The sequence below is a fragment of the Ruegeria sp. G10 genome, assembly GCF_056533645.1.
The window spans coordinates 26,342-49,478 of sequence record NZ_JBQFOQ010000004.1 but is presented as its reverse complement, the minus strand read 5'-3'; the positions used below and the strand labels follow the sequence as shown (position 1 = coordinate 49,478).

At 61.1% G+C, this 23,137-nt stretch carries 22 protein-coding genes; 6 read left to right on the top strand and 16 right to left on the bottom strand.

Annotated features, from left to right (window positions below; all coding sequences use genetic code 11):
- Positions 1 to 31: 31 nt before the first annotated feature.
- Entirely contained in the window at positions 32 to 1,390 is a 1,359-nt protein-coding gene (locus ACR0KM_RS08770) for an MmgE/PrpD family protein (RefSeq protein WP_480858635.1), read from the bottom strand.
- Positions 1,387 to 3,831 carry a GcvT family protein gene (locus ACR0KM_RS08765; protein WP_480858633.1) on the bottom strand — a complete coding sequence of 815 codons (2,445 nt, stop codon included), beginning with the start codon at positions 3,829 to 3,831 and terminating at the stop codon, positions 1,387 to 1,389. The genes ACR0KM_RS08770 and ACR0KM_RS08765 overlap by 4 nt, the downstream gene beginning before the upstream one ends.
- Before the next feature lie 378 nt (positions 3,832 to 4,209).
- On the opposite strand from ACR0KM_RS08765, the gene ACR0KM_RS08760 reads away from it, so the two are divergent.
- Positions 4,210 to 4,539 (top strand): hypothetical protein, encoded by a 330-nt coding sequence (locus ACR0KM_RS08760; RefSeq protein WP_480858631.1) that lies wholly within the window; start codon positions 4,210 to 4,212, stop codon positions 4,537 to 4,539.
- A 7-nt stretch (positions 4,540 to 4,546) separates the two neighbouring features.
- Here the strand turns inward: ACR0KM_RS08760 and ACR0KM_RS08755 are convergent, their stop codons facing one another.
- A complete protein-coding gene (locus ACR0KM_RS08755; protein ID WP_480824216.1) occupies positions 4,547 to 5,047 on the bottom strand; it encodes a potassium channel family protein in 501 nt (166 codons plus the stop codon).
- Between the two features lie 63 nt (positions 5,048 to 5,110).
- Positions 5,111 to 6,016: an oxygen-dependent tRNA uridine(34) hydroxylase TrhO gene (gene trhO, locus ACR0KM_RS08750; protein WP_480824214.1), complete on the bottom strand. Its 906-nt coding sequence runs from the start codon at positions 6,014 to 6,016 to the stop codon at positions 5,111 to 5,113.
- Positions 6,017 to 6,114: 98 nt separating this feature from the next.
- On the opposite strand from trhO, the gene pncA reads away from it, so the two are divergent.
- Positions 6,115 to 6,708 carry a bifunctional nicotinamidase/pyrazinamidase gene (gene pncA, locus ACR0KM_RS08745; protein WP_480858629.1) on the top strand — a complete coding sequence of 198 codons (594 nt, stop codon included), beginning with the start codon at positions 6,115 to 6,117 and terminating at the stop codon, positions 6,706 to 6,708.
- On the opposite strand, the gene ACR0KM_RS08740 is transcribed toward pncA, so the two are convergent.
- A complete protein-coding gene (locus ACR0KM_RS08740) occupies positions 6,705 to 7,235 on the bottom strand; it encodes a hypothetical protein (protein ID WP_480858627.1) in 531 nt (176 codons plus the stop codon). The genes pncA and ACR0KM_RS08740 overlap by 4 nt on opposite strands.
- A gap of 164 nt (positions 7,236 to 7,399) precedes the next feature.
- Between ACR0KM_RS08740 and pncB the strand changes: the two genes are divergently transcribed.
- Complete coding sequence (pncB, locus tag ACR0KM_RS08735; protein WP_480858626.1) at positions 7,400 to 8,692, top strand: nicotinate phosphoribosyltransferase; 1,293 nt, start codon at positions 7,400 to 7,402, stop codon at positions 8,690 to 8,692.
- Here the strand turns inward: pncB and ACR0KM_RS08730 are convergent.
- The 6 genes from ACR0KM_RS08730 to ACR0KM_RS08705 are packed head-to-tail and all read right to left on the bottom strand — an operon-like array spanning position 8,689 to position 16,098.
- On the bottom strand, positions 8,689 to 10,140 hold the full coding sequence (locus ACR0KM_RS08730; protein ID WP_480858624.1) for an aldehyde dehydrogenase family protein: 1,452 nt from the start codon (positions 10,138 to 10,140) through the stop codon (positions 8,689 to 8,691). The genes pncB and ACR0KM_RS08730 overlap by 4 nt on opposite strands.
- A gap of 32 nt (positions 10,141 to 10,172) precedes the next feature.
- Positions 10,173 to 11,771 (bottom strand): ABC transporter ATP-binding protein, encoded by a 1,599-nt coding sequence (locus tag ACR0KM_RS08725; RefSeq protein WP_480858622.1) that lies wholly within the window; start codon positions 11,769 to 11,771, stop codon positions 10,173 to 10,175.
- Positions 11,768 to 12,583, bottom strand: coding sequence for an ABC transporter permease (locus ACR0KM_RS08720; protein WP_480858620.1), 816 nt, complete (start codon positions 12,581 to 12,583; stop codon positions 11,768 to 11,770). The genes ACR0KM_RS08725 and ACR0KM_RS08720 overlap by 4 nt, the downstream gene beginning before the upstream one ends.
- Positions 12,580 to 13,527: an ABC transporter permease gene (locus tag ACR0KM_RS08715; protein ID WP_480858618.1), complete on the bottom strand. Its 948-nt coding sequence runs from the start codon at positions 13,525 to 13,527 to the stop codon at positions 12,580 to 12,582. The genes ACR0KM_RS08720 and ACR0KM_RS08715 overlap by 4 nt, the downstream gene beginning before the upstream one ends.
- 40 nt (positions 13,528 to 13,567) lie before the next feature.
- The gene (locus ACR0KM_RS08710) at positions 13,568 to 14,587 is read right to left on the bottom strand and encodes a hypothetical protein (RefSeq protein ID WP_480858616.1); all 1,020 of its coding nucleotides are present in this window, start codon (positions 14,585 to 14,587) and stop codon (positions 13,568 to 13,570) included.
- 29 nt (positions 14,588 to 14,616) lie between these two features.
- Complete coding sequence (locus ACR0KM_RS08705; protein ID WP_480858940.1) at positions 14,617 to 16,098, bottom strand: ABC transporter substrate-binding protein; 1,482 nt, start codon at positions 16,096 to 16,098, stop codon at positions 14,617 to 14,619.
- A gap of 174 nt (positions 16,099 to 16,272) precedes the next feature.
- Here ACR0KM_RS08705 and panB point away from each other — a divergent pair, with 174 nt between their 5' ends.
- From panB to glpK, 3 genes are all read left to right on the top strand, one after another.
- Complete coding sequence (gene panB, locus ACR0KM_RS08700; protein WP_480858614.1) at positions 16,273 to 17,112, top strand: 3-methyl-2-oxobutanoate hydroxymethyltransferase; 840 nt, start codon at positions 16,273 to 16,275, stop codon at positions 17,110 to 17,112.
- Entirely contained in the window at positions 17,109 to 17,951 is an 843-nt protein-coding gene (gene panC / locus ACR0KM_RS08695) for a pantoate--beta-alanine ligase (RefSeq protein ID WP_480858612.1), read from the top strand. The genes panB and panC overlap by 4 nt, the downstream gene beginning before the upstream one ends.
- 78 nt (positions 17,952 to 18,029) lie before the next feature.
- A complete protein-coding gene (gene glpK, locus ACR0KM_RS08690) occupies positions 18,030 to 19,508 on the top strand; it encodes a glycerol kinase GlpK (RefSeq protein WP_480824194.1) in 1,479 nt (492 codons plus the stop codon).
- On the opposite strand, the gene smpB is transcribed toward glpK, so the two are convergent.
- From smpB to ACR0KM_RS08665, 5 genes are all read right to left on the bottom strand, one after another.
- Positions 19,505 to 19,981 carry an SsrA-binding protein SmpB gene (gene smpB / locus ACR0KM_RS08685; RefSeq protein WP_480824191.1) on the bottom strand — a complete coding sequence of 159 codons (477 nt, stop codon included), beginning with the start codon at positions 19,979 to 19,981 and terminating at the stop codon, positions 19,505 to 19,507. The genes glpK and smpB overlap by 4 nt on opposite strands.
- Before the next feature lie 44 nt (positions 19,982 to 20,025).
- Positions 20,026 to 20,568, bottom strand: a complete 543-nt coding sequence (gene idi, locus ACR0KM_RS08680; protein WP_480824189.1) for an isopentenyl-diphosphate Delta-isomerase — start codon at positions 20,566 to 20,568, stop codon at positions 20,026 to 20,028.
- A 147-nt stretch (positions 20,569 to 20,715) separates the two neighbouring features.
- Positions 20,716 to 21,129 carry a c-type cytochrome gene (locus ACR0KM_RS08675; RefSeq protein WP_480858610.1) on the bottom strand — a complete coding sequence of 138 codons (414 nt, stop codon included), beginning with the start codon at positions 21,127 to 21,129 and terminating at the stop codon, positions 20,716 to 20,718.
- A gap of 113 nt (positions 21,130 to 21,242) precedes the next feature.
- The gene (locus tag ACR0KM_RS08670; RefSeq protein ID WP_480858608.1) at positions 21,243 to 22,256 is read right to left on the bottom strand and encodes a P1 family peptidase; all 1,014 of its coding nucleotides are present in this window, start codon (positions 22,254 to 22,256) and stop codon (positions 21,243 to 21,245) included.
- A gap of 82 nt (positions 22,257 to 22,338) precedes the next feature.
- Positions 22,339 to 23,085, bottom strand: a complete 747-nt coding sequence (locus ACR0KM_RS08665) for an SDR family oxidoreductase (protein ID WP_480858606.1) — start codon at positions 23,083 to 23,085, stop codon at positions 22,339 to 22,341.
- Positions 23,086 to 23,137: the final 52 nt, after the last annotated feature.

Below are 23,137 nucleotides of genomic sequence, written 5' to 3'. Positions count from 1 at the left end.
TGGGCCCAAGGCTTAGCCTTCTAGATCCAATTCACCCCTGCAACGGAGGTGGATCATAAAGCAGTTCGGCAAGATCAGAAAAGCGAGACGCGGGTCGGTCAAGCGTAAGAATGGCAGCGCAAATCCGATCCGCACGTTGCTCACCAATTACAGGGGCAGCGAATGCAGTGTATTTGTCGATGATCTCATCCCGGCTGAGGGGCGAGTCCGGGCCTCCTCGGGCATTCAGATCACCTGATTGAAAACAGCGACCATCCGAAATCTCAATCTCCACATCGGCCCATCGGCCTTGCGGGAAGCGCTCGCAATGTCGTTCGGTCTCGGCGACACTGATCCGATTCATCACCCCGATCACGGCCGGGTCCAACAACCCAATCCCCGAGATGTGTTCAACCCCGATCCGCCCATGTACCGCCTGAACGGCAACCGCAAAAGGGAGAGAATACTGCGCCTGAGACGTAGTGTCGGGCAGGTCTGCGAACAATCTGACCGCTTCGGTGAAGCTGCTGACGCGGATTGCAGTGATCTGATCATGAGACAGGTTTTGCTGTTGCATGATCAGCCGGACCCCGTCGATCGCGGCATGGGCCCAACGGCAGATGGGGTAGGGTTTGATATATTGCTGTTCAGTTTGCCAAACCTGACCCAGATCCGCCCAGAACGATGCGGCACCGTCGGCCTCGACAGTGAGCGCGGGTGCGCCGGTAAAACCGCGTTCCGCCAGCACCGCGGCGGACAGACCAACCAACGCGCCCCAGCCAGATCCATCGTGCAGCATTGTGGGGTTTGCGATCTCGCGCATCATCTGACTGCGCGGGCCGTGGTATTCCGCTATCCCGAACGCCTGCCGAAGCTGATCGGGCGTTTGGCGTCGCAAACGCGCGGCCATCGCGGCCACCCCCAACGCATTCCACGCGCCAGAGGTATGATAATCGCTGACCGACGCATGCAAAGCCAGACCGGCCCGCCCGGCCACTTCATATCCAGTGATCAGCGCCGCCAGTGCCTGTGGGCCGCTCAGATCAGGGCAGTTTTCGGCTAAGGCTGCCAATGCCGGAACAACTGCCACGCCGATATGGCCCTTGACCGGATTAAACCCGTCATGCGCATCAAGGTTGTCGGTCTGCGTCGCCGTCGCATAGGCCGCACCAGCAACACTGACGCGGCGACCATCAAACAACATGCGCGCACTATGCGCCGGGTCCGAACTGGCATAGAGCAAGGCTGCCGTATCCCGCGCAATCACCCCGGCCTCCATTGGACCGGCGGCTATCAGGACACCCAAGGTATCCAGCAACAACAGCGCGGCGACCGACCGGGTAGAGGCGGGCATGTCCTCGGATGCCCGATCCAGCGTGAAAGCGGCAACCCTGTCGAAGGTCTGGGTCATTGGGCGGGTTCCTGCGCCATCGGCTGCGTGTCGCGCAGGCGCGCGCCGGTGGGATCAAAGGGCGGACAATCAAGAATCCGGGCCTTGTGCGGACGGCCCAGGATGTAGATCTCAACCGTATCGCCCGGGGTCGCAACGTTTGGATCAGCAAAACCCAGCGCCAGAGATCGATCAACCCAATACCCATAGGCGCCCGAAGTAACGCGACCAACCGGAGTACCATCCGGCTTGAATATCGGCTCGCCTCCGCTGGCATCAGCAAGCGCAGTCTCGACTTCAAAGATCGAAAGCAACTCGCGCGCGGCGTTGTCCTTGATCGCGAGATAAGCGTCCTTGTGCAGGAAATCCTTGTCGAGCTTGATCAGGCGATCCAGTCCGACCTCCTGCGGCCAGTATTCCTGCGCGTATTCCCGACCCCACGAACCATAGCCCTTTTCAACGCGCAGCGATCCCAGCGCGCGACCACCTACGGGACCTCCGCCAAGCTGTCCTGCGGCCTCCAAAAGCGCAGAATAGAGCCTGATTTGGTCGGTTGCGGCGCAATGCAGTTCCCAACCAAGGTCTCCGGTAAAGCTGACGCGAATGGCAAGACAGGTGACACCCGCCACATCGATCGTCGCCGAGCGCATGAAGCGGAACGCCTCGTTCGACAAATCCGCGTTGCTGAGACGCTGCAGCAGATCACGCGCCCTGGGCCCTGCAACGTTGAACCCTGCAATGCGGTCGGTCGCGACCTCAAAGGTCGTATCCGTGGGTAGATCGACCATGTTGAAAAAGCGTTGATGATAGCGTTCGGCCATGCCAGAGCCGATCATCATGTATTCATTTTCAGCAACCATCGTGATTGTGAAATCACCAGCCACTCCCCCGCGCACCGAAATCAGAGGAGTAAGGCAGGATCGCCCAATCTGGTTGGGTACATGGTTCGCCACCAGTTGATTCAACCAATCACGCGCACCGGGACCCTTGATCGCATAGTTCGCGAAGTTCGAGATATCGATCACGCCAACTGCCTCGCGCAGCATCCGGGCCTCGCGACCGACGGGCCCCCACCAGTTCTGGCGGGCAAAGCCAGTCGTTTCAGTGGTGCCGGGCTGATCAGCAAACCACAGGGGGTGTTCCCAGCCACAGTTCAGGCCAAAGACGGCGCCCATGTCCTTTTGCATCTCATAAGCGGGTCTGACACGGGCAGGTCGGCCTGCGCTGCGTTCTTCGTTCGGGAAATGGATGGCAAAGCGGTGCGTGTAAACGTCTTCGACTCGCGCCTTGGTGAACGCTTTGTCCGCCCAATCACCGAAACGCGCGAGATCCCAGGCAAACATATCGTATTGCGGCTCACCCTCGATCATCCACTGGGCTGAAAGTAAGCCCAGCCCGCCCGATTGCGAAAAGCCCGGAATGATCCCTGCGCAGCAGAAGTAGTTTCGCAGTTCCGGCACGGGCCCCCAAATCGCATTTGAATCGGGCGACCAGATCATCGGGCCGTTGATGACCCGTTTAACCCCGGCAGTCGCGGCCACCGGAACGCGTTCCGTGGCGCGGATGACGTTTTCCATGATGCGGTCCAGATCGTCCGGAAACAGATCATGGGCAAAATCGAGCGGCGTGCCGTTTTCGGCCCAGAACCGCATGTCTTTCTCATAGGCCCCGATCAGCAGCCCGTTGCCTTCCTGCCGGAAGTAATACTCGCCATCACGATCAGCGATTGACGGCAGACGGCGGCCAAGATTTGCGACCGCGTCAATGGATTCGGTGACGAAGTACTGATGCTCGGTTGGTTGCAAGGGCAGTTCGATCCCCGCCATCGCGGCCACCTCACGACCCCACAGACCGCCCGCATTCACCACCCATTGGGTGCGAATATCACCCTTTTCGGTGCGGACAACCCACGAGCCGTCGGGCTGTGATTCAGTCCCTATCACGGGGCAAAACCGCTCGATAGTCGCGCCCATAGCGCGCGCTCCGGCGGCGTAGGCGTGGGTTACACCGGATGGGTCGACATTGCCGCCATCGGGTTCGAACATGATGCAACGGATGTCTTCAAACTGCGCCAGCGGGTGCAGCACTTTGGCTTCTTCACGGCTGATCTCGTAAAAGTTCAGGCCGTAAAACCGCGCCTTGGCCTCTTGCAGACGCAGCTGGTGCTCGCGATCTTCGGTCTGCGCCAGATAGAGCGAACCGGATTGAAACACACCGCAACCCTGCCCGGTTTCCTTCTCAAGCTCTTTGTACAGGTTCATCGTATAGTGCTGGATGCGGGTAATGTTGTTGTTGTCGTGCAAGCCATGAATATTGGCCGCCGCATGCCAGGTTGAGCCGCTGGTCAGCTCATCACGTTCCAGCAGCACAACATCGGTCCAGCCAAGCTTGGCCAGATGGTACAGGATCGAGCAGCCGACCAGCCCCCCGCCGATCACCACGGCCTGCGCATGGGTTTTCATGACTGTGCTCTCCTCATGCAATCGTCACCCATCTGAAAGTCAGCCACAGGAGCGGCACAGGAGATGCTCTGTTCCCGACGCAAAATGTCGCTAATGCGTGGCAAAGCGGCGGAAACGAGCCCGGCATAGGCAGATCACCGCCGGTCTGTGCCCTGCGCGCGCGGTCGTGAGCATCTGTGTATTGAAATGAGACGCCGTGATTCTTTGATTATCGGTAAGGCGCAGAAAAACACGCCAAACAGGTCGAAAAGCGATGGGACAGGCTGACTCAAACGATGGTGAAAACCGAGCGGGTCAGTGGAAATCTTGAAAAAGTTCCTAAAATGTTCTATATTTGTTCCGCAAAGTTGTTGAAGGCGGAACGGAGGTATTCGAGCTATGACCAATGCTGCCCGTCAAAGCTGGTACGACGCACCCAGCAACGATTACCATATGCTGCCTGTCACGGACCGGCAGATGCGCTATGCCCGCGCGATTGCAAGGCAATCCGCGCTGGAAATCCCGGTTGAGGCGCAACGCGATCGCAAGTTGCTGTCAGACTGGATTTCAGCGAACAAACCGCATGACCCCTCGCCCTTTGCCAATTATCCCACCGGCAAGCAGGTGGCCTTTGCCGAGCGCATCTCGCGCAGCAAGCGCCGTCCGATCCCGGCGGAATGTTTCCGTGACAAGCAGATGATGTCGCGCTGGATCGATCAGAACAAATAGGGCGGCATCATTTGCTGTGGTTGCGCGCATAAAGCGCGACCGCGGCAGCGACGAACAGGCCCAGCAGGATATAGCCCGTGACCGCTTCGGCCACGGCCAACCCACGGCAGAGGCCGGTTGGCGACATATCGCCGTAGCCGACCGTGGTGAAGGTGACATACGAGAAATACAGGATATCGGCTGGACCTTTGGCACCGATCACGCAGTGATCTTTGTAGCCGAACGCGCCATAGACCGCGGCGAACAGGAACGGCACGACCTGAATGAACGACACCCCCATCAGGAACAGCAATCGGCGGGGGGATTTCACCTGCGTCATGTAATACCATGCCTGTGACGCGATCCAGATCAGCAGGCCGACCGAGGCCAGCGTGCCGATGGTGTCGCCCGCGGTGGCCTCGTTCAGACGCGAAAGGCCATACCACGCGAGGAAACTGGTCAGAACCAGACCCAGCGCCGCCAGCAGTGTCGATTTCCACTCTTCCAGAGTGCGGGGATCGTGAGTCATGGGTACTCCATCCATCAGGCCTGTGCGCATCATCCGGTTTCCGGCACGCCTCGCAAGCGGAATTCAGCGAGAGCCCAGATGATCCTCGCCCCGCGCGCGGGCCAGCTGGATCTGCTTTTGCCGCTCGCGAAAGCGCCTCTTGTCGGCCTCCGAGGTCTCATTGATGCACTGATGGCAGGACACGCCGTGTTCATATTCCGGGCGTTTCATATCCTCGGGCAGGATGGGACGGCGGCAGCCATGGCACAATTTATGCGGCCCTTCAGCCAGCCCGTGGCCAACAGAGACGCGATTGTCGAACACAAAACACTCGCCCTGCCAGGTGCTGTCCTCGGGCGGCATGTCTTCCAGATAGCGCAGGATACCGCCTTTCAGGTGATAAACATCCTCGACCCCCTGCCCCAGCAGGTAGTTGGTGGATTTCTCGCACCGGATGCCGCCGGTGCAGAACATTGCGACACGTTTGTTGTGAAAACGGTCCTTGTTCTGCTCCCACCACGCTGGGAAATCGCGGAAACTGGCCGTATTAGGGTCTATTGCACCCTCAAACGTGCCGATTGCCACCTCGTAGTCGTTGCGTGTGTCGATCACCACCACATCATCCGACCGGATCAGGTCATTCCAATCCTCCGGCTCGACATAGTTGCCGACGCTGGCGCGCGGATCGACGTCGGGCTGGCCCATCGTCACGATCTCTTTCTTCAGGCGGACCTTCATCTTGCCAAACGGGGGATGGTCCGAGGTCGCCTCTTTCCAGTCCAGATCGGCGCAGCCCGGCAGCGCGCGGATATGGGCCAGCACCGCATCGATCCCGGCGCGGGGGCCTGCGATGGTGCCGTTGATCCCCTCGCCCGCCAGCAGCAGCGTGCCCTTGACGGACTCAGCCCGGCACAGGTCCAACAGGGCGGGGCGCAGCGCATCAGGGTCTGGAAAGCGCGTAAAATGATAGAGGGCAGCGATGGTGTACATGGGCGCGATCTAATGCCCCGCGCAAAAACACGCAAGACACCGCATTGACGCCCCCTGCCTCAGCCCATACCGATAAGGCAGTTTAAGGAGGCCCCCCAATGTCCCACGCCCTGCTCGTTATCGATGTTCAGAACGATTTCTGCCCCGGCGGCGCGCTGGCCGTGCCCGGAGGGGATGAGATCGTCGCACCGATCAATGCGCTGATGAGTGATTTCGACGCCGTGATCCTCACACAGGACTGGCACCCGGCGGGGCATTCGTCGTTCGCCAGCGCGCACCCGGGCAAGGCCCCGTTCGAGCTGACGCAGATGCCCTATGGTCCACAGGTTCTGTGGCCCGACCACTGTGTGCAGGGCACCGACGGCGCGGCGTTTCACCCCGACCTGCGCACAGACGGAGACCTGATCATCCGCAAGGGCTTTCGCAACGCCATCGACAGCTACTCGGCGTTTTTCGAGAATGATCAGTCCACCCCCACCGGCCTCAAGGGCTATCTTGAGACGCGCGGGATAAACCGCCTGACGCTGGTCGGGCTCGCCACGGATTTCTGCGTGCATTTTTCGGCCGTGGATGCGGCGCGGCTGGGCTTTGACGTCTCGGTCAGGACCGACCTGTGCCGCGCCATCGACATGGACGGCTCACTGGAAGCTGCCAAAGAGGCGATGCACAGCGCCGGAGTCGCTCTGATCTAAGGCGTCGCGCCCTTCTCGGCCAGATATTTCAGTACCACAAACAGGATCACCGCCAGACCCAGCGCAAAGCCGATACGCCCCACAACGGTGCGGCGTTCGGGCGGCTCGACTGCGGGCCTTGTCGGCTGCACCGGGCGCGGTTGTTCCTTAGCCGGTGCCGTGCCCGGTTTTGCAGCCCGAACGTGGTTCAGAAACTGGTGAAAATCGAACTCTCCGCTATATTCACCCTGCACGCCCATGTTGCGGATATTTGCAAACAGCCGTTTCAGGATCAGATCGCGATCCACCATATCCTCAGGCGCATAATAGCCGCGCGCGGCATCCCCCTCGCGCGTGTCCAGACTGAACCCGGATTCCAGAAAAATCCTGCGTATCTTCGGCGACGCAGCCCGCAGCGCATCCGCAGTCTTCACATCCCGGAACAGCGCCCGTACCGGAGGCCGCCCCGTCACCGCAGTATGGCCATGTTCCGGATCGTGCTGATCCGGCGCGATCGCCACTATGTCAAAATCGTACTCGAGACCCATTCACTACATTCAACCTTCTCTTCCATCCCCTCCCCTCACTAAAACGTGAGGGTTACTCATAATATGCCCTGAATGTGTTCAGTCATAGGCATTGTTACCAATCCTGCGACTCTTGCCAATCAGCGCGCTGATTGATCTAACAACGGAAATCGCAGGAGGTCCCCATGGTCGACATCGCGACGCGGGTCTACAATCATAAATGGAAGATCGACCCAATTGTGCGGTCATTGATCGATACCGACTTCTACAAACTACTGATGTGTCAGTCAGTGTTTCGCAATAAGCCCCAAACAGACGTGGTTTTTTCGCTGATCAACCGGTCGAATCACGTGCCTTTGGCCCGTTTGATCGATGAAGGCGAGCTGCGCGAGCAGTTGGATCATATCCGCTCACTCAGCCTCAGCCGTGGGGAAAGCACCTGGCTCAGGGGCAATACATTCTACGGAAAACGGCAGATGTTCCGCCCCGATTTCATGGAATGGTTCGAGGATCTGCGCCTGCCGCCCTATCATCTGGAACGTAAGGGCGACCAGTATGAGCTAACCTTTGAAGGCAAGTGGCACGAGGTCATGCTGTGGGAAATCCCCGCGTTGGCCGTGCTGATGGAGTTGCGGTCACGCGCGGTTCTGAACGACATGCGCCGGTTCGAGCTGCAGGTGCTCTATGCCCGCGCCATGACCCGGGTGTGGGAGAAGATTGCTCAGCTGCGTTCAATCGACGGGCTGGGGATTGCGGATTTCGGCACGCGGCGGCGGCATTCCTTCCTGTGGCAGGACTGGTGCGTGCAGGCGATGATCGAGGGGCTGGGCCCCGCCTTCACCGGCACCTCGAACTGCCTGATCGCCATGCGTCGCGAGGTTGAGGCAATAGGCACCAACGCGCATGAACTGCCCATGGTCTATTCCGCGCTGGCCAAAGACGATGACGCGCTGGCGCAGGCCCCGTATGATGTTCTCAGCGACTGGCACGACGAACATGACGGCAATCTGCGCATCATCCTGCCTGACACCTATGGAACGAAGGGTTTTCTGGACCGTGCGCCGGATTGGCTGGCGGGTTGGACCGGTATTCGCATCGACAGCGGCGATCCGGCTGCCGGGGCTGAAATCGCCATCGCGTGGTGGAAATCGCGCGGCGAGGACCCCAGGCAGAAGCGGATCATTTTCTCGGACGGGCTGGACGTGGACAAAATCCGCGAGTTGCACGCGCAATTCGCGGGACGGGTCAATGTCTCATTCGGTTGGGGCACGCTGCTGACCAATGACTTTCGCGGGCTGGTGCCCGATGACGCGCTGGCTCCGTTCTCGCTGGTGTGTAAGGCGGTCTCGGCCAATGGGCGACCGACGGTGAAGCTGTCGGACAACCCCGAAAAAGCAATGGGCCCGGCAGACCAGATTGCGCGGTACAAGCGGGTGTTTGGCGTTGGCGCGCAAGAGGCGATCGAGGTGATCGTCTAGCCGTGATACGCGGCCACCGTTTTCAGTTGCGAAAAACCGTACAGCGCTTCAAACCCCTTTTCGCGGCCATGGCCAGATTTTCCGACCCCGCCAAACGGCAGCTCAACGCCGCCCCCCGCGCCATAGTTGTTGATGAACACCTGCCCCGAGTGCAGCGCCTTAGCCAGCCGCATCTGACGCCCGCCGTCGCGGGTCCAGATGCTGGCCACAAGGCCATAATCGGTCGAGTTGGCCATTGTTAGAGCCTGTTCTTCGGTGTCAAACGGGATCAGGACCTGAACAGGGCCAAATATCTCATCCTGCGCCAGAGGGTGATCGGGCGGAATATCGGCAAACAATGTGGGCTGCACATAAGCTCCGCTTTCAGGCGCGTCCTCAACAATCTGCCCCTGCGCGGCGATGATCAGGTCGCGACCTTTGTCCAGAAACCCGCTGACAATCTGCCGCTGACGATCCGAGATCAGAGGCCCCACGCGCAGATCCTGCATCGCCGGACCAACGGTCAGTTGCGCATAGGCCTCGGCCATGCGGGATTTGACCTGCTCATAGACACCACGCTGCACCAGAATCCGGGATGAGGCTGAGCAGGTTTGGCCCGCATTCTGAATGCCCGCATTCACCAGAATCGGCAGCGCCGCGTCCAGATCCGCATCGTCAAACACCAGTTGCGGGGATTTCCCGCCCAGCTCCAGCGTCACCGGCACCACATTGCGCCCCGCCGCCTGCTGCACCAACGCGCCCGTGGCGACCGAACCGGTGAAAGAGATATGGTTCACGCCCGGATGCCCCGACAGCGCCGCGCCCGCCTCGGCCCCCAGACCGGGCACCACGTTCAACGCGCCATCTGGCAGTCCGGCCTCGACCGCCAGATGCGCGAAGGCCAAGGCGGTCAGGCAGGCCTCTTCGGCGGGTTTCAGCACGCAGGCATTGCCCATCGCCAGCGCCGCCCCGACCGAGCGGCCAATGATCTGCATCGGGTAATTCCACGGCACGATATGGCCCGTCACCCCATGCGGTTCGCGCAGGGTATAGACGGTGTAGCCCTCCAGATAAGGGATCGTCTCACCCATCACCTTATCCGCCGCGCCGCCGTAGAACTCGCAATACCGCGCCAGCGCCACCGCATCGGCGCGGGCCTGAGTGAGCGGCTTGCCCACATCCGCCGCCTCAAGCGCGGCAAGGTCTTCGACCCGATCCAGCACCAACTGGCCCAGACGCGCCAGGATACGGCCCCGCTCCAGCGCGCTCATGCGCCCCCAATCGCCGTTCAGGGCCGTTCGGGCCGCTTTGACGGCCGCATCGATATCGGGCGCCGTGCCGCGTGCGATCTGACATATCCCGGCTCCATCCGAAGGGTTGATCAGCGGCAGGGTCTCGCCGCCGACCGCCGGCCCCCAGTGTCCTCCGATCAGGCAGAGGGTGGGATCAAACCATGGCTGCTGGGTCATTTTGGCCTCCATACAGTCTCTAACAAGGGCGATTAGGCCACACTGAGCTCGATATCGGGCAATCGCGGGGCGGCTGCAATCAGCGTTTGGGTGTAGGGGTGTTGTGGGTTCGAAAAGACCTGACCGGTTTCCCCCTGCTCCACGATCTTACCCGATTGCATCACCAGCACCCGGTCGGTGATGGTGCGTACGACACTCAGGTCGTGACTGATGAACAGATAGGTCAGCGTGTAGGCTTCGCAAAGTTCGGCCAGCAGGTCCAGGATTTGCGCCCGAACCGAAACGTCGAGCGCCGAGACCGCCTCGTCAAACAGGATCAGTTCGGGGCGGATGATCAGGGCGCGGGCGATGGCGATGCGCTGCCGCTGCCCGCCCGAGAATTCGTGGATATACTTGCCGGCATCGTCGGGGCTGAGCCCAACGGCGGTCAGCATCTCGGCGATGCGGTCCTGCCGCTCGGACCCGGTGGGCGCCGTATCCAGCAGGTGAAACGGTTCAGTGACAAGCCGCGCAACCCGATGGCGCGGATTGAAGCTGCCATAAGGGTCCTGAAACACCACCTGCATCTTGCGCCGTACCGCCAGATTGGGTTTGTGGCCCGAGAAAACCGGCTGGTCGTCCAGCAGGATCTGGCCAGATTGCACCTCTTCCAAACCCAAAATCGCCCGTGTTAGGGTCGATTTTCCGCAACCGGACTCTCCGACCAAACCCAAACGCTCCCCGCGATTGAGGGCGAAGCTGACACCATCGACCGCCCTATGCTGGCGCGGCGCATCAAACAACCCTTTACGGGGCAGCCGATAGTCCCGCACGACCCCGGAAACCTCGAGAAGCGGGCGGGACCCTGCAGGTTCCGGCAGGGTGACCTGATGACCCGAGGCCTCGAACAGCATGCGGGTATAGGGGTGCTGCATGTTCTTCAACAAGTCTTGGGTCGGGCCGCTTTCCACCACTTCACCGTGTCGCATAACCGCGATTTCATCGGCCATATCGGCAACTACAGCCAGATCATGAGTGATCATCAGCAGACCCATGTCATATTCCCGTACCAATCCTTTCAGCAGGTCCAGAATCTGCGCCTGCGTGGTCACGTCCAGCGCTGTGGTCGGCTCATCCGCGATCAGAAGTTTCGGGCGCAAGGCAATGGCCATTGCGATGACCACCCGCTGACGCTGGCCGCCAGACAACTCGTGCGGATAGCGGCTGAGGGGAAAGCGATCCGGGGGGAGCCCCACGCGCGACAGAACCTCTTGGGCACGGGTACGGGCCCGAGCGGGGGGCATGGCCTTGTGGATCAGGATCGTTTCCATCACCTGATCGCCGATGGTTTTGACGGGGTTGAGCGCCGTCATTGGTTCCTGAAACACCATCCCCACCGCGGCACCACGCAAGGCGCACATCTGAGGCTCGGGACGGTCCAGCAGATCCTGCCCGTCCAATTGGACCATGCCCTGTGCCACAGCCCCGTTTGGTAGAAGCTGCATCGCCGCCAGCGCGGTCATGGATTTGCCCGAGCCACTTTCCCCCGTCACGGCAACGATCTGACCCGGGTCGATGGACAGATTGACCCGCTTCAGGATCGACACGCCATGAATGGCCAGCGAGAGGTTTTTGATGCGCAACAAACTCATACCCGCGCCACCCTGATCCTCGGGTCCAGCCAGTCGCGCAGCCCGTCGCCCAACAGGTTCAGACCCAGCACCGTAACGATGATCGCAAACCCCGGAATCAGAGCCAAATGCGGGGCAAAACTAACCATCGTCTGCGCATCGGCCAGCATCCGGCCCCAGCTGGGTGTGGGCGGTTGCGCGCCGAGGCCAACATAGGACAGCCCGGCCTCGGCCAGGATGCCAAGACTGAACTGGATGGTACCTTGCACGATCAGCAGGTTGGTGACATTGGGCAAGATATGTTCCGCCGAAATCCGCGCGGCCCCTTTGCCCGAAACACGGGCGGCGAGGATGAACTCACGCTCCCACAGGGACAGGGCCGCGCCGCGGGTGATGCGGGCAAAGACGGGGATGTTGAAGATGCCAATGGCGATGATCGCGTTGATCGCTCCGGCCCCGAACACGGCAGTGATCAGGATAGCGATGACCAGCGACGGGAAGGCAAAGACCAGATCATTGCCGCGCATGATCAATTCATCCAGCCAGGACCCCTTGCGCGCCGCAGCGGTCAGGCCAAGGGGCACCCCCAGCGCCATCCCGATGCCCACGGCAACAAGGGCGACGGCGATCGATGTCCGCGCACCCACCATGATCATCGAGAACATATCGCGCCCGAAATGATCCGTCCCGAACCAGTGCTGCGCATTCGGAGGTTGCAGTTTTTCAGGAATGTTCAGCGCCGCGTGATCGTAGGGCGTCCAGACAAACGAAACCAGCGCCGCAAGCACCACCAGCGACGACAGCGCCGCGCCCAGGATCAGGTTGCGGCTCATGTGCGGCTCCTGAGGCGGGGGTCCACGGCGGCGTAGGCCAGATCGACAAGAAAGTTCACGGTGATCACGGCAAAGACCAGCAGCATGACCACGCTTTCGACCACGATCAGATCGCGGGCCGAGATCGCCTGAAACACCAGCCGTCCCAAACCGGGCAGGTAAAACACCTGCTCAATGATGATCGAGCCCGCCAGCAGGAAGGAAAACTGCAACCCGATGATGGTGAGCACCGGGATCAGCGCGTTACGCACCCCGTGCCGCCACAGCGCCTGACGGGGCGACAGACCCTTGGCGCGGGCGGTGCGCATGAAATCCTCGCCCAGAATGTCCAAAAGGGCCGAGCGCATGACCCGCGCAAGGATCGCCGCCTGAGGCAGAGCCAACGCAATGGCGGGCAGGGTCAGGGAATGCAGACCGGTCCAGAAGCCATTGTCCCAGCCTGCGAACCCTCCGGCGTTGAACCAGCGCAGATTGATGGCAAAGATCAGCACCAGCATCATGGCGAACCAGAAATTGGGCACGGCAATGCCCAGCTGGGTTGCGCCCATCACCGCTACGTCGCCCGGTCTGCCCCGCCTTGCAGCGGCGTAGATCCCGGCCGGAAAGGAGATCAGGGTCGACAGGGTCAGCGCATACAGCGCCAGCGGCAGCGACACCCAGAGCCGATCCGCTACCATCTGCGCCACCGGCGTGCGATAGGTATAAGAGGTGCCAAAGTCCCCCACCAGCATGCCACCGACCCAGTTGAAGTACCGCTCAACCTTCGACGCATCGAGGCCCAGCTCAGCCCGCAGCGCAGCCAGCGTATCCTCTTGCGCGTTCACCCCCAGCATGAAGGCAGCCGGATCGCCCGGCGCTACCTCGATCACCGCAAAGATGACGACCGAGGCGACGGCCAGACTCAGGACCAGCGAGAATAGGCGTTTGAGGGTATAGCGTAGCATTGGTAACAGGTTAAGTGTCTGACCCGCGCGGGTGCAACAGCTACTTGTAAGCTTGCCGCTGCTCTCGGATCAGGTCGATCGCGCAAGCTGAAAGCTGAGAAGCCTGTGGGCTGTCACTCAGCCAGTCCTCATTTGTTTCCGTCCGCGCAAGTGTCGCTCGGCGCAGAACCATCAGTCGCGCGCGGGGGCTGCGCAAAAACTCATCCTGCGGAATGATCGCTTCCAAGGGGCTGTCGATACGGATGACCTCAAAATACCCGCCGGACAGGGCGAGGAACGCAAAAGCGCAAGCCGGGGCGGCGTCCCCACAATGGTCGCTGCAAAGCTGTGCGATCGGTTGGGTCGCCTCAGAAGTCATCAACCAGTTTTCCACAGCCGGGCGCCACGGGTTTTCTGGGGACAGATCGCCGTATCCAAGCCCTAACGCCAATACCCCCGCCATCGCCAAAGCCGGGTCCGAGTCTGCCTCAACAGGGTCAGGCTGGATATGGCGCAACGCGGCCAGACCATCACCGCGCGGCTCGGGCTGGGCCGTGAGGTAAGTCAAAAAGGGTTTCAGATCCTGCATGACGGCGGGGTCAGACAAAAGCCCCGCGCGCATATCGGCATCGCCATAGAGGGCGACGATACGGGTTGGGTAATCCGTCGCCTGATGCTCGCCCAGCGCATTCAGGCGCGCAATCAGATCAGGGTCAGGCTCGGGTCTTTTGGCGGCCAGCAAAGACTCCGCTAAGGCGTTCCCCCCCTCGGCTTCAGCTTTCAGCCAAGAACGCCCGAACGTGCTCCAATCTTTTTGGCGGAACAGTTCACGCGACTGCGCGGGCTCCAGAGACAGCCGGAAAGGCGACGGGCCGAGATCCGAGGTTTCGATCCGCGCCAGAAGCAGGCGCGCCTGCACATCGCCTTCGACCGCCAATTCAGCCAGCAAGGGCAAAGACTGCGCATCGTCGCCATCAAGCCACAAAGAGACGGCCCGCTCTAAAGGCGTATCGGCACGCGCGATTGATACGCTGATCGCCAGCGTTGCAATCATCAGCGCCGCGAAAATAGATCGGGCCATATGTGGGCCTCCTGCCCGCTTTGTGCGGCCTATTCGGACCAGCTGATCTGGGTCAGGTCAATGGCGGCGGTCGGAGCGTTCTCCCACAGGCCTTGCACGCCCGCCTTGGCAACCCCCAGCTTGGCCAGTTGGAACAGGTAGCCGTTGACATAATCATCCGAGATCACCCGTTGTGCGTCCCCCATCAGGCGAGTGCGCTCATCCGGGTCAGTGGTTGTATTCAGCAGCTCCATCAGCGCCTGAAAATCGGTGCTGTCATACTGAAAGTAATAGTCGGGCCGGGCGTAGATACCGATATCCATCGGCTCGGTGTGGCTGACGATCGTGAGGCCGAAATCCTTGCCCTTGAAGACCGACTCCAGCCATTGTGCCCATTCGACGTTGATGATCTCGGCGGTGATACCGACCTCGGCCAGTTGCGCGGCGATGATCTCGCCCCCACGGCGGGCGTAAGAGGGCGGCGGCAGGTGCAAGGTGGTTTCGAACCCGTTTTCGAATCCCGCATCCGCCAGCAGCGCCTTGGCCTTTTCCGGGTCATAGGCAGATGTCCCGGTCAGATCGACGTAAGCCGGGTTGTGGGGGGCAAAATGCGTGCCGATGGGCGTGCCATAGCCAAACATCGCTCCGTCGATGATGGCCTGTCGGTCAATCGCATGAGCCAAGGCCTGCCGCACGCGGATATCGTCATAGGGTGGCTGTTTGTTATTGGTCGACAGGATCGTTTCCCCCTCGGTCGATCCGACAAGAACCTGAAAACGCGGATCAGCCTCGAACTGGGGCAGGTTCTCGGGCGCAGGGAAATTGTCGAACACATCCACATCCTCGGCCATCATCGCGGCGAAGGCGGCGGTGGGGTCAGAGATGAACTTGAACGTTGCAGTCTCTAACGCAGGCTGATCCCCCCAATAGTCGGGGTTGCGGTTCAGCGTGATGCTGTCGCCCTGCACCCAATCGCCAAAGGTGAAAGCACCAGTGCCAATGGGGTTGGTCTTGATGTTCTCGATGCTCTCGGATGCAACGATCACCGCGTCGCCCCATGCGAGGTTGAACAGCAGATTCCCGTTGGGTTCAGACAGCGTAAGCTTGACGGTCAGCGGGTCCACCACCTCGACCGTCTCGATCCCGGCGAACAGTGCCTTTTGCGCATTGGCGCTGTCCTCGGCCCGGGCGCGGTCCAGGCTGAACTTGACGTCCTCGGCATCCATCGCGGTGCCGTCATGGAAGGTCACACCATCGCGCAGCTTGAAGGTATAGACCGTGCCATCCTCGGAAATCTCCCAGCTTTCGGCCAGCCCGGGCACCACCGAACCATCGCCCATGAACCGGGTCAGGCCCTCGAAGATATTGGTGTAAACCACCGAATCGATCGCCTGCGCGGCGGCGCTGGTCGGGTCCAGATGCGGCGGCTCAAGCTGCATCGCGATGGTGATATCCGACTTTGCCAACGCCTGCGACGCCAGCAGCGACGCACCCAGCGCAAGGGCCGAGGCCAATGTCCGAACCGATTGCATTCCCATAAGTTTCACTCCCCACTGTAAAAGCTGGCCCGCTGATTGCGGATCGTTCTGAGACCAATCTCCCTTTAAACCTTGGGTCAATCAAGGAATTGTTCGCGCAACCGGGGTTTCTTCGCCCCTATCCGATCTGCTATCCCGCGCTGCAACATGAACCCGCGAGGAGCGAGCATGAGCGCCACGGCCCGCAAAAAAGCCCCGAATGCCGAGGATATCCGCGCCCGGAAGGGCACGGACCCGCTGGTCTCACTGACCGCATACACTACACCGATGGCCCGCCTGATGGACGCCCATTGCGACTTTGTTCTGGTCGGCGACAGCGTCGGGATGGTGCTGCATGGGCTGACCTCGACGCTTGGGGTGACGATGGAGATGATGATCCTGCACGGTCAGGCCGTCGCCCGCGGGCTTGAAACTGCGATGATGGTCATCGACATGCCCTTCGCCAGTTACGAGCACGACCCGGCGCAGGCTTTCCGCAACGCGGCCCGCCTGATGTCTGAAACCGGCGCGGGCGCGGTCAAGTTGGAAGGCGGCGTTGAAATGGCCGAGACCATCCGCTTTCTGGTCAATCGCGGCATTCCGGTGATGGCCCATATCGGCCTGACACCGCAATCGATCAACACGCTGGGCGGCTACAAGGTGCAGGGCCGCGAGGAACAAGCCGAGGCCGTGCTGGCCGACGCCCACGCGGTGGCTGAGGCGGGAGCGTTTTCGCTTGTGTTAGAGAAGATTCCACAAGGCTTGGCCGACCGGATCACGCGTGAGGTTCCGATCCCAACCATCGGTATCGGGGCGTCGGTGGGATGCGACGGTCAGATTCTGGTTGTGGATGACATGCTGGGCTTTTTCACCGCATTCAAACCGAAATTCGTCAAGCGATACGCCGATCTCGGGTCGCAGGCCGAAGCAGCCATCGCCGAATACGCTGCCGAGGTCCGTGCCCGCAGCTTCCCGGCCGATGAGCATGTTTTTGCAGATCAGGCCCCTGCCAAAGGCAATAAATCATGAGTGCGCCGATCCTGCGCACGTTGTCTGACCTGCGTGCGCTGACAAGCACATGGCGTCGCGACGGCGAGACCATCGGCGTGGTCCCGACCATGGGGGCTTTACATAAGGGGCATCTGTCTCTGGTCGAGGCTGCCAAGGTCGGCACGGATCGGGTGATCGTCACGATCTTTGTAAACCCCAAGCAGTTCAACAATCCCGAAGATCTGGCAAACTACCCGCGCACCGAACATGAAGACGCCCAAAAGCTGGCCCCGTATCAGGTGGATGCGATCTATGTCCCTGGTCCGGATGAAATCTACCCACAGGGCTTTGCCACCACCGTCTCGGTCGCGGGTCTGACCGATGTGATGGAAGGTGAATTCCGCCCCGGCCATTTTGACGGTGTCGCCACGGTGGTCGCCAAACTGTTCCTGCAGACGCAGGCTGATCGAGCCTATTTCGGGGAAAAAGACTATCAGCAGTTGATGGTCGTGCGCCGCATGTCCCGCGATCTGGACATCCCAATCGAGGTGATCGGCTGCCCCACAGTGCGCGAGCCTTCGGGCCTTGCGATGTCATCGCGCAACCAAAGGCTCTCGGACGACGGGCTGCGGATTGCCGCCGAGAAACACCGCATCATGCGCGCCTTGGCCGAGGCGCTGACACAGGGGGCCGCCTTCGACCCGCTCGCTGCGCAGGCGCGGACTGATCTGCTGTCGGCGGGGTTCGCGGATGTGGAGTATATCCAGCTGCGCTGTGCTGACACGCTGGAGCCGTTGACCCATGCCAACCGCCCCGCCCGCCTGTTTGTGGCGGCCTGGGCAGATGGCGTGCGGCTGATCGACAACCTGCCCGTCTGAGGGGCGTAATTCCCCTCTGGCAGTTCTGGCAATGTTTGCGCTAAAGTCCCGCAAAACCAAAGTGGGAGGGGCGTAGGTATGACATATATTCTGGCAATCGATCAGGGCACGACGTCGTCACGCGCCATCCTGTTTGACGCTCAGATGCAGCGTGCGGGCACCGCGCAGCACGAATTTCCACAGCACTTCCCACAGGAAGGCTGGGTGGAGCATGACCCGGAAGACATCTGGAACAGCGTTCTGCAGGTTTGCCGCGAAGTGATTGCGACAACGGGCATCTCATCCGATCAGATCGCCGGGATCGGCATCACCAACCAGCGCGAAACCACCGTGGTCTGGGACCGCGCGACCGGCAAACCCATCCATAACGCCATCGTCTGGCAGGACCGCCGCACCGCCGAGATTTGCGCCCGCTACAAACAGGCCGGGTGCGAGGATGACGTGACCGCCCAGACCGGCCTGCTGCTGGACCCGTATTTCTCGGGCACCAAAGTGAAATGGCTGCTGGATACCGTCCCCGGGGCTCGCGAAAAGGCCGAGGCCGGAGAGTTGCTGTTCGGCACCATCGACAGTTTCCTGATCTGGCGCCTGACCGAAGGCCGGGTCCACGCGACCGATGCCACCAACGCTGCGCGGACCCTGCTGTTCGACATCCACAAAGGGGAATGGAGCGCAGAAATCTGCGACCTGCTGGGCGTACCCATGAGCCTGCTGCCAGAGGTGCAGGATTGCGCGTCGGATTTCGGAAATTCGACCCTATTTGGGGGAAATATCCCGATTCTCGGCGTTGCCGGGGATCAGCAAGCCGCCACCATCGGACAGGCCTGTTTTGAGCCCGGCATGATGAAATCCACATATGGCACCGGCTGTTTTGCGTTGCTGAATACAGGCACACAGCCGGTCATGTCGAAGAACCGGCTTTTGACCACGATTGCCTATCAACTGGACGGGCAGAAAACCTATGCGCTTGAGGGCTCGATCTTCATCGCCGGGGCCGCGGTGCAATGGTTGCGCGACGCGCTGCAGATCATCGAGTCGGCCCCGCAAAGCGGTGATCTGGCAGTGCAGGCCGACCCCAATCAGCATGTGGTTCTGGTGCCCGCCTTCACTGGCCTCGGCGCGCCTTATTGGAAGCCCGATTGCCGGGGCGCGATGTTCGGCCTGACCCGCAACTCGGGCCGGGCCGAGATCGCCCGTGCAACACTAGAAAGCATCGCCTTCCAGACCCGCGACCTGTGGCATGCGATGCAGGGCGACTGGGGGGCTGAGGCCGATGTCATTCTGCGCGTCGACGGCGGGATGAGCGCGTCCGATTGGACCATGCAGGGCTTGTCAAACATCCTCGGCGCACCGGTCGACCGCCCGGTAATGCAGGAAACCACCGCCTTAGGTGCTGCATGGCTGGCAGGGATGAAGGCCGGTGTTTACCCGGATCAGGCAGGTTTTGCCGCCACATGGGATCTGGATCGCCGGTTTGAACCCGCAATGGCCGACGCGGATCGCGATGCCGCCTATGCGCGCTGGCAGAGGGCCGTTCAGGCGACCATGGCGTTTTAACTGTGGTCTTTCATCAGCCGCTGCTTTTGACGTGACCAGTCGCGCTTGGCCTGCGTCTCGCGCTTATCATGCAGCTTCTTGCCCTTGGCGATGCCGATCTTCAGCTTCGCCCGGCCCTTGTGGTTGAAATACAAAACCAGCGGCACCAGCGTCATGCCCTTGCGCTGGGTCGCATTCCACAGAGTCGACAATTCCTTGCGTGACACCAGCAGCTTGCGGCGGCGGCGTTCTTCGTGTTTGAAGACCTTCGCCTGCTCATAGGGCGCGATATAGCTGTTGATCAGCCATAGCTCGCCCTCGTCAACGCTGGCATAGCTTTCGGCAATATTCGATCCACCCGCGCGCAGGGATTTGACCTCGGACCCTTCCAGTACGATGCCACACTCGATATCGTCTTCGATCGCGTAATCGAAACGGGCACGCCTGTTTTCGGCGATGACTTTGTAATTCGGGTCAGTCTTCTGCTTGGCCATGACGCGATGATCTATGCCGCTTGGCCGCGCCTTGCAAGACGGGCTTAGGAATTGGCCGAGATTATCAGGTCTGGCCCAAAGATCGTGTCGGCGTGATTGTGCAGGTAAATCTTGAGCCACGGGGTGAAGCGCGCGGGGTAGCGCCGGACCTCGGCCAGCAAGTCATGATAGTCGATCCAGCGAATCTCCATCACTTCGTCCGGATTAGGCTCGATTTTCAGCGGGCCGCGCACATGAGCGAGAAAGACGTCGACCACCTCGTTCTCGACCAGCCCGTTGCCGACATCCGCATGATATTCCAGCCGATGACGGTATTCGGGATAAAGCCCCGTGATCCCCAATTCTTCGCGCAGACGCCGCACCGCACAGGCCGAGGCGCTTTCCTTCCAATCAGGATGTGTACAGCAGGTGTTCGCCCACAGGCCCGGTGTGTGATATTTCCCCAGCGCCCGGCGCTGCAGCAAAATCTCGGTACCGCGCACCAGAAAGACCGACACCGCCTTGTGTTTCAGGCCCTTTTCATGCGCTTCCAGCTTATCGACGGGGGTCAGTTCACCCTCAACCCAGGCCGGGATCATGATGCCCATCTGTCGTCTCCTGTTGTCGGAAATCCGGCGCGGATCGCGTCACCGGTTTCTTACCAAATTGGCGCCAATCGGGCTTGGGTTCAATCGCACGAAAGGCCGCAGGGGGCTGCGGCCTTTTGCATCTGGTCCAAGGTTGCCTCCGGCGGATTACTCGCCGGATACGCTCACGAGGTAGGCATAGACGTCTTCACCGCCCTTCTTCAGCCTGAAAGTCATTTTCGACTTGGCCGAGGTTTCGCCCAGATAATCCTTGAGGAACGCCTTGGGGTCCTGCGTGTAAGCGACAAAGGTCTCCTCGTCCCAAACCAAACCGTTTTCACCGGCGGCGACGATGCTGTCGCCATATTTGAACCCTTCCACGGTCCCCGCAGTACGGCCCGCGATACCATACAGGTTCGGTCCGGTCTTGCCGCCCTTGACGATGACCTCACCGGCGGGATCGGCGATCAGGTGGCAGGATTTGCATTTGTTGAATTCCTTTTTGCCGGCTTCGGCATCGCCTTCGGCATAAGCAGGCAGGGCCAGCAGGCCTACAACAGCGGTGGCAAGGATACGATTCATAGCTTTTGCTCCGATACGAATTGGCTGCACCGAATGGACCGCCGGCACAGCCAAGAGTCAACGCGCAGATTGCCGCGCGCGGGCACTGTGTCACAGCCCGACTATGATCGTCCTTAACCTAAGTCATGTAGCTGCGACCAACAGGGCAGAAGATCGCCCGCGCAGGGGGTTGCCAGATAGATGGCCCGTGCAATCGCGCGCGCCAAACAGACCGAGGCGGCATGGCCAATCATCGCCAATGCGTCAGGCTCAACCGCGCGTGCGCCGGTGCTGACCCCGAAAACGAGGTCTCCGTCCCCCGGCGTATGGGCGGGAACGATAGCACGGGCGATACCATCATGGGCGGCCATCGCCAACCGCTGGCATTGCGGTTTGGTCAGGGTTGCATCGGTTGCAACCACAGCAATGGTGGTGTTTGCACGGTCGGGCGGCGCGGGATGCATCATCTGTGCCTTGAGGCTGGTATGGGTTCGCCCAAGGCCTGACATGGGGTCTGGCCCAAGGCCGCCAAATTCAGCATCAATCTCGAACGGGGCCGCCCAGAAATGGCGGTCGCCTGTTGTGGTCACGCTGCCCAATGGGTTTGCCGCGACCAGAGCGCCAACTGTTATCCCGTCTTCAAGCACCAGCGAGGCCGATCCCAGCCCGCCCTTGTGCATCGCAGCCAAGGCCCCTGTGCCGGCCCCGGCGGTGCCCAGCTCAAATTGCTGTGAAGCCGCCCGGTAAGCCGCCCTGCCAAGGGCGCGATAGGGGTTCTCAGCCCAGTTCTTGTCGCCACCATTAAGCAGGTCGAACAGAATCGCACCCGGCACGATGGGAACGATGGCCGCGCCCACCGGAAACCCGCGCCCCTCGGCCCGCATTGCGTCCGACACGCCCGAACAGGCATCCAGCCCGAAGGCCGAGCCGCCAGAGAGTGCGATCGCGTCCACCCGATCGACCGATTTGTCAGGCGCGAGCAGGTCGGTTTCGCGCGTGCCTGGGGCGCCGCCCATGACATGCACCGAGGCGGTGAAAGGTTGCTCTGCGGTCAGGACAGTGGTGCCGGATTTCAGGCGTTCGTCCTGCGCGTTGCCGACCTTCAGGCCGGGGATATCGGTGATGAGGTTTCTGGGTCCGGGGGTCATGTTGGTTTCGGGGTTGAGCCGGGAAGCGCGCTGACGCGCGCTGCCTCCGGCGGGGATATTTTTGGCCAGATGAAGGGGCGGATCAGATACAGCGGCCTCCGTCCACTTCGAGGGCTGTTCCGGTGATCATGCTGGCTTCGTCCGAGCAGAGGAACAGGGCCGCGTTGGCCATGTCTTCGGGCGTAGAGAAGCGGCCCAGCGGGATGGTCGACAGGAATTTGGCGCGGATTTCGGGCGTGTCTTCACCCATGAAGGATTTGAGTAGCGGGGTTTCGCCGGCTACCGGGCAGATGGCGTTGACGCGGACGCCTGCCGGGGCGAGTTCGACGGCCATGGTTTTTGTCGCGGTGATCATCCAGCCTTTGGAGGCATTGTACCAGTTCAGGTTCGGGCGCGGGGACAGGCCCGCCGTGGAGGCCACATTCAGGATCGCACCTGCGCCGCGCGCTTTCATGTGCGGGACAAAGGCGCGCGCGGTGAGGTAGACGGACTTCATGTTCACGGTGAAGACGCGGTCGAAATCGTCCTCGCTGACGTCTTCCAGCGGCGTCGGCAGGTGGGTGACGCCTGCGTTGTTGACCAGAATGTCGAGCTGGCCAAAGGCGGCATGGGCTGCGTCGGCCATCGCCTGAACCGAGGCCCTGTCGCCCACATCCACCTGCTGCGCGATGGCGTTCGGCCCAAGTTGTGCAGCCATGTCTTGCGCGGCTTCGCCGTTGATATCGGCGATCATCACACGAGCCCCTTCGGTCAGGAATTTCTGCGCGATACCCGCCCCGAAACCAGACGCGCCGCCGGTGACGATTGCGGTTTTGCCCTCTAACCTCATGATCTTGCTCTCCCTTGCCGGGGTCAGACTAGCAAGGCCGCGCAAAGTTACC

Bases quoted from the DNA above. Each gene is read 5' to 3' on its own strand.
- ACR0KM_RS08755 (WP_480824216.1), bottom strand. From the start codon at position 5,047: ATGACTCACGATCCCCGCACTCTGGAAGAGTGGAAATCGACACTGCTG.
- ACR0KM_RS08725 (WP_480858622.1), bottom strand. From the start codon at position 11,771: ATGAGTTTGTTGCGCATCAAAAACCTCTCGCTGGCCATTCATGGCGTG.
- ACR0KM_RS08665 (WP_480858606.1), bottom strand. From the start codon at position 23,085: ATGAGGTTAGAGGGCAAAACCGCAATCGTCACCGGCGGCGCGTCTGGT.
- pncB (WP_480858626.1), top strand. From the start codon at position 7,400: ATGGTCGACATCGCGACGCGGGTCTACAATCATAAATGGAAGATCGAC.
- panC (WP_480858612.1), top strand. From the start codon at position 17,109: ATGAGTGCGCCGATCCTGCGCACGTTGTCTGACCTGCGTGCGCTGACA.
- ACR0KM_RS08765 (WP_480858633.1), bottom strand. From the start codon at position 3,831: ATGAAAACCCATGCGCAGGCCGTGGTGATCGGCGGGGGGCTGGTCGGC.
- ACR0KM_RS08710 (WP_480858616.1), bottom strand. From the start codon at position 14,587: ATGGCCCGATCTATTTTCGCGGCGCTGATGATTGCAACGCTGGCGATC.
- trhO (WP_480824214.1), bottom strand. From the start codon at position 6,016: ATGTACACCATCGCTGCCCTCTATCATTTTACGCGCTTTCCAGACCCT.
- ACR0KM_RS08715 (WP_480858618.1), bottom strand. From the start codon at position 13,527: ATGCTACGCTATACCCTCAAACGCCTATTCTCGCTGGTCCTGAGTCTG.
- pncA (WP_480858629.1), top strand. From the start codon at position 6,115: ATGTCCCACGCCCTGCTCGTTATCGATGTTCAGAACGATTTCTGCCCC.
- ACR0KM_RS08720 (WP_480858620.1), bottom strand. From the start codon at position 12,583: ATGAGCCGCAACCTGATCCTGGGCGCGGCGCTGTCGTCGCTGGTGGTG.
- ACR0KM_RS08760 (WP_480858631.1), top strand. From the start codon at position 4,210: ATGACCAATGCTGCCCGTCAAAGCTGGTACGACGCACCCAGCAACGAT.
- ACR0KM_RS08675 (WP_480858610.1), bottom strand. From the start codon at position 21,129: ATGAATCGTATCCTTGCCACCGCTGTTGTAGGCCTGCTGGCCCTGCCT.
- idi (WP_480824189.1), bottom strand. From the start codon at position 20,568: ATGGGCATCATGATCCCGGCCTGGGTTGAGGGTGAACTGACCCCCGTC.
- ACR0KM_RS08670 (WP_480858608.1), bottom strand. From the start codon at position 22,256: ATGACCCCCGGACCCAGAAACCTCATCACCGATATCCCCGGCCTGAAG.
- ACR0KM_RS08730 (WP_480858624.1), bottom strand. From the start codon at position 10,140: ATGACCCAGCAGCCATGGTTTGATCCCACCCTCTGCCTGATCGGAGGA.
- smpB (WP_480824191.1), bottom strand. From the start codon at position 19,981: ATGGCCAAGCAGAAGACTGACCCGAATTACAAAGTCATCGCCGAAAAC.
- glpK (WP_480824194.1), top strand. From the start codon at position 18,030: ATGACATATATTCTGGCAATCGATCAGGGCACGACGTCGTCACGCGCC.
- ACR0KM_RS08705 (WP_480858940.1), bottom strand. From the start codon at position 16,098: ATGCAATCGGTTCGGACATTGGCCTCGGCCCTTGCGCTGGGTGCGTCG.
- ACR0KM_RS08740 (WP_480858627.1), bottom strand. From the start codon at position 7,235: ATGGGTCTCGAGTACGATTTTGACATAGTGGCGATCGCGCCGGATCAG.
- panB (WP_480858614.1), top strand. From the start codon at position 16,273: ATGAGCGCCACGGCCCGCAAAAAAGCCCCGAATGCCGAGGATATCCGC.
- ACR0KM_RS08770 (WP_480858635.1), bottom strand. From the start codon at position 1,390: ATGACCCAGACCTTCGACAGGGTTGCCGCTTTCACGCTGGATCGGGCA.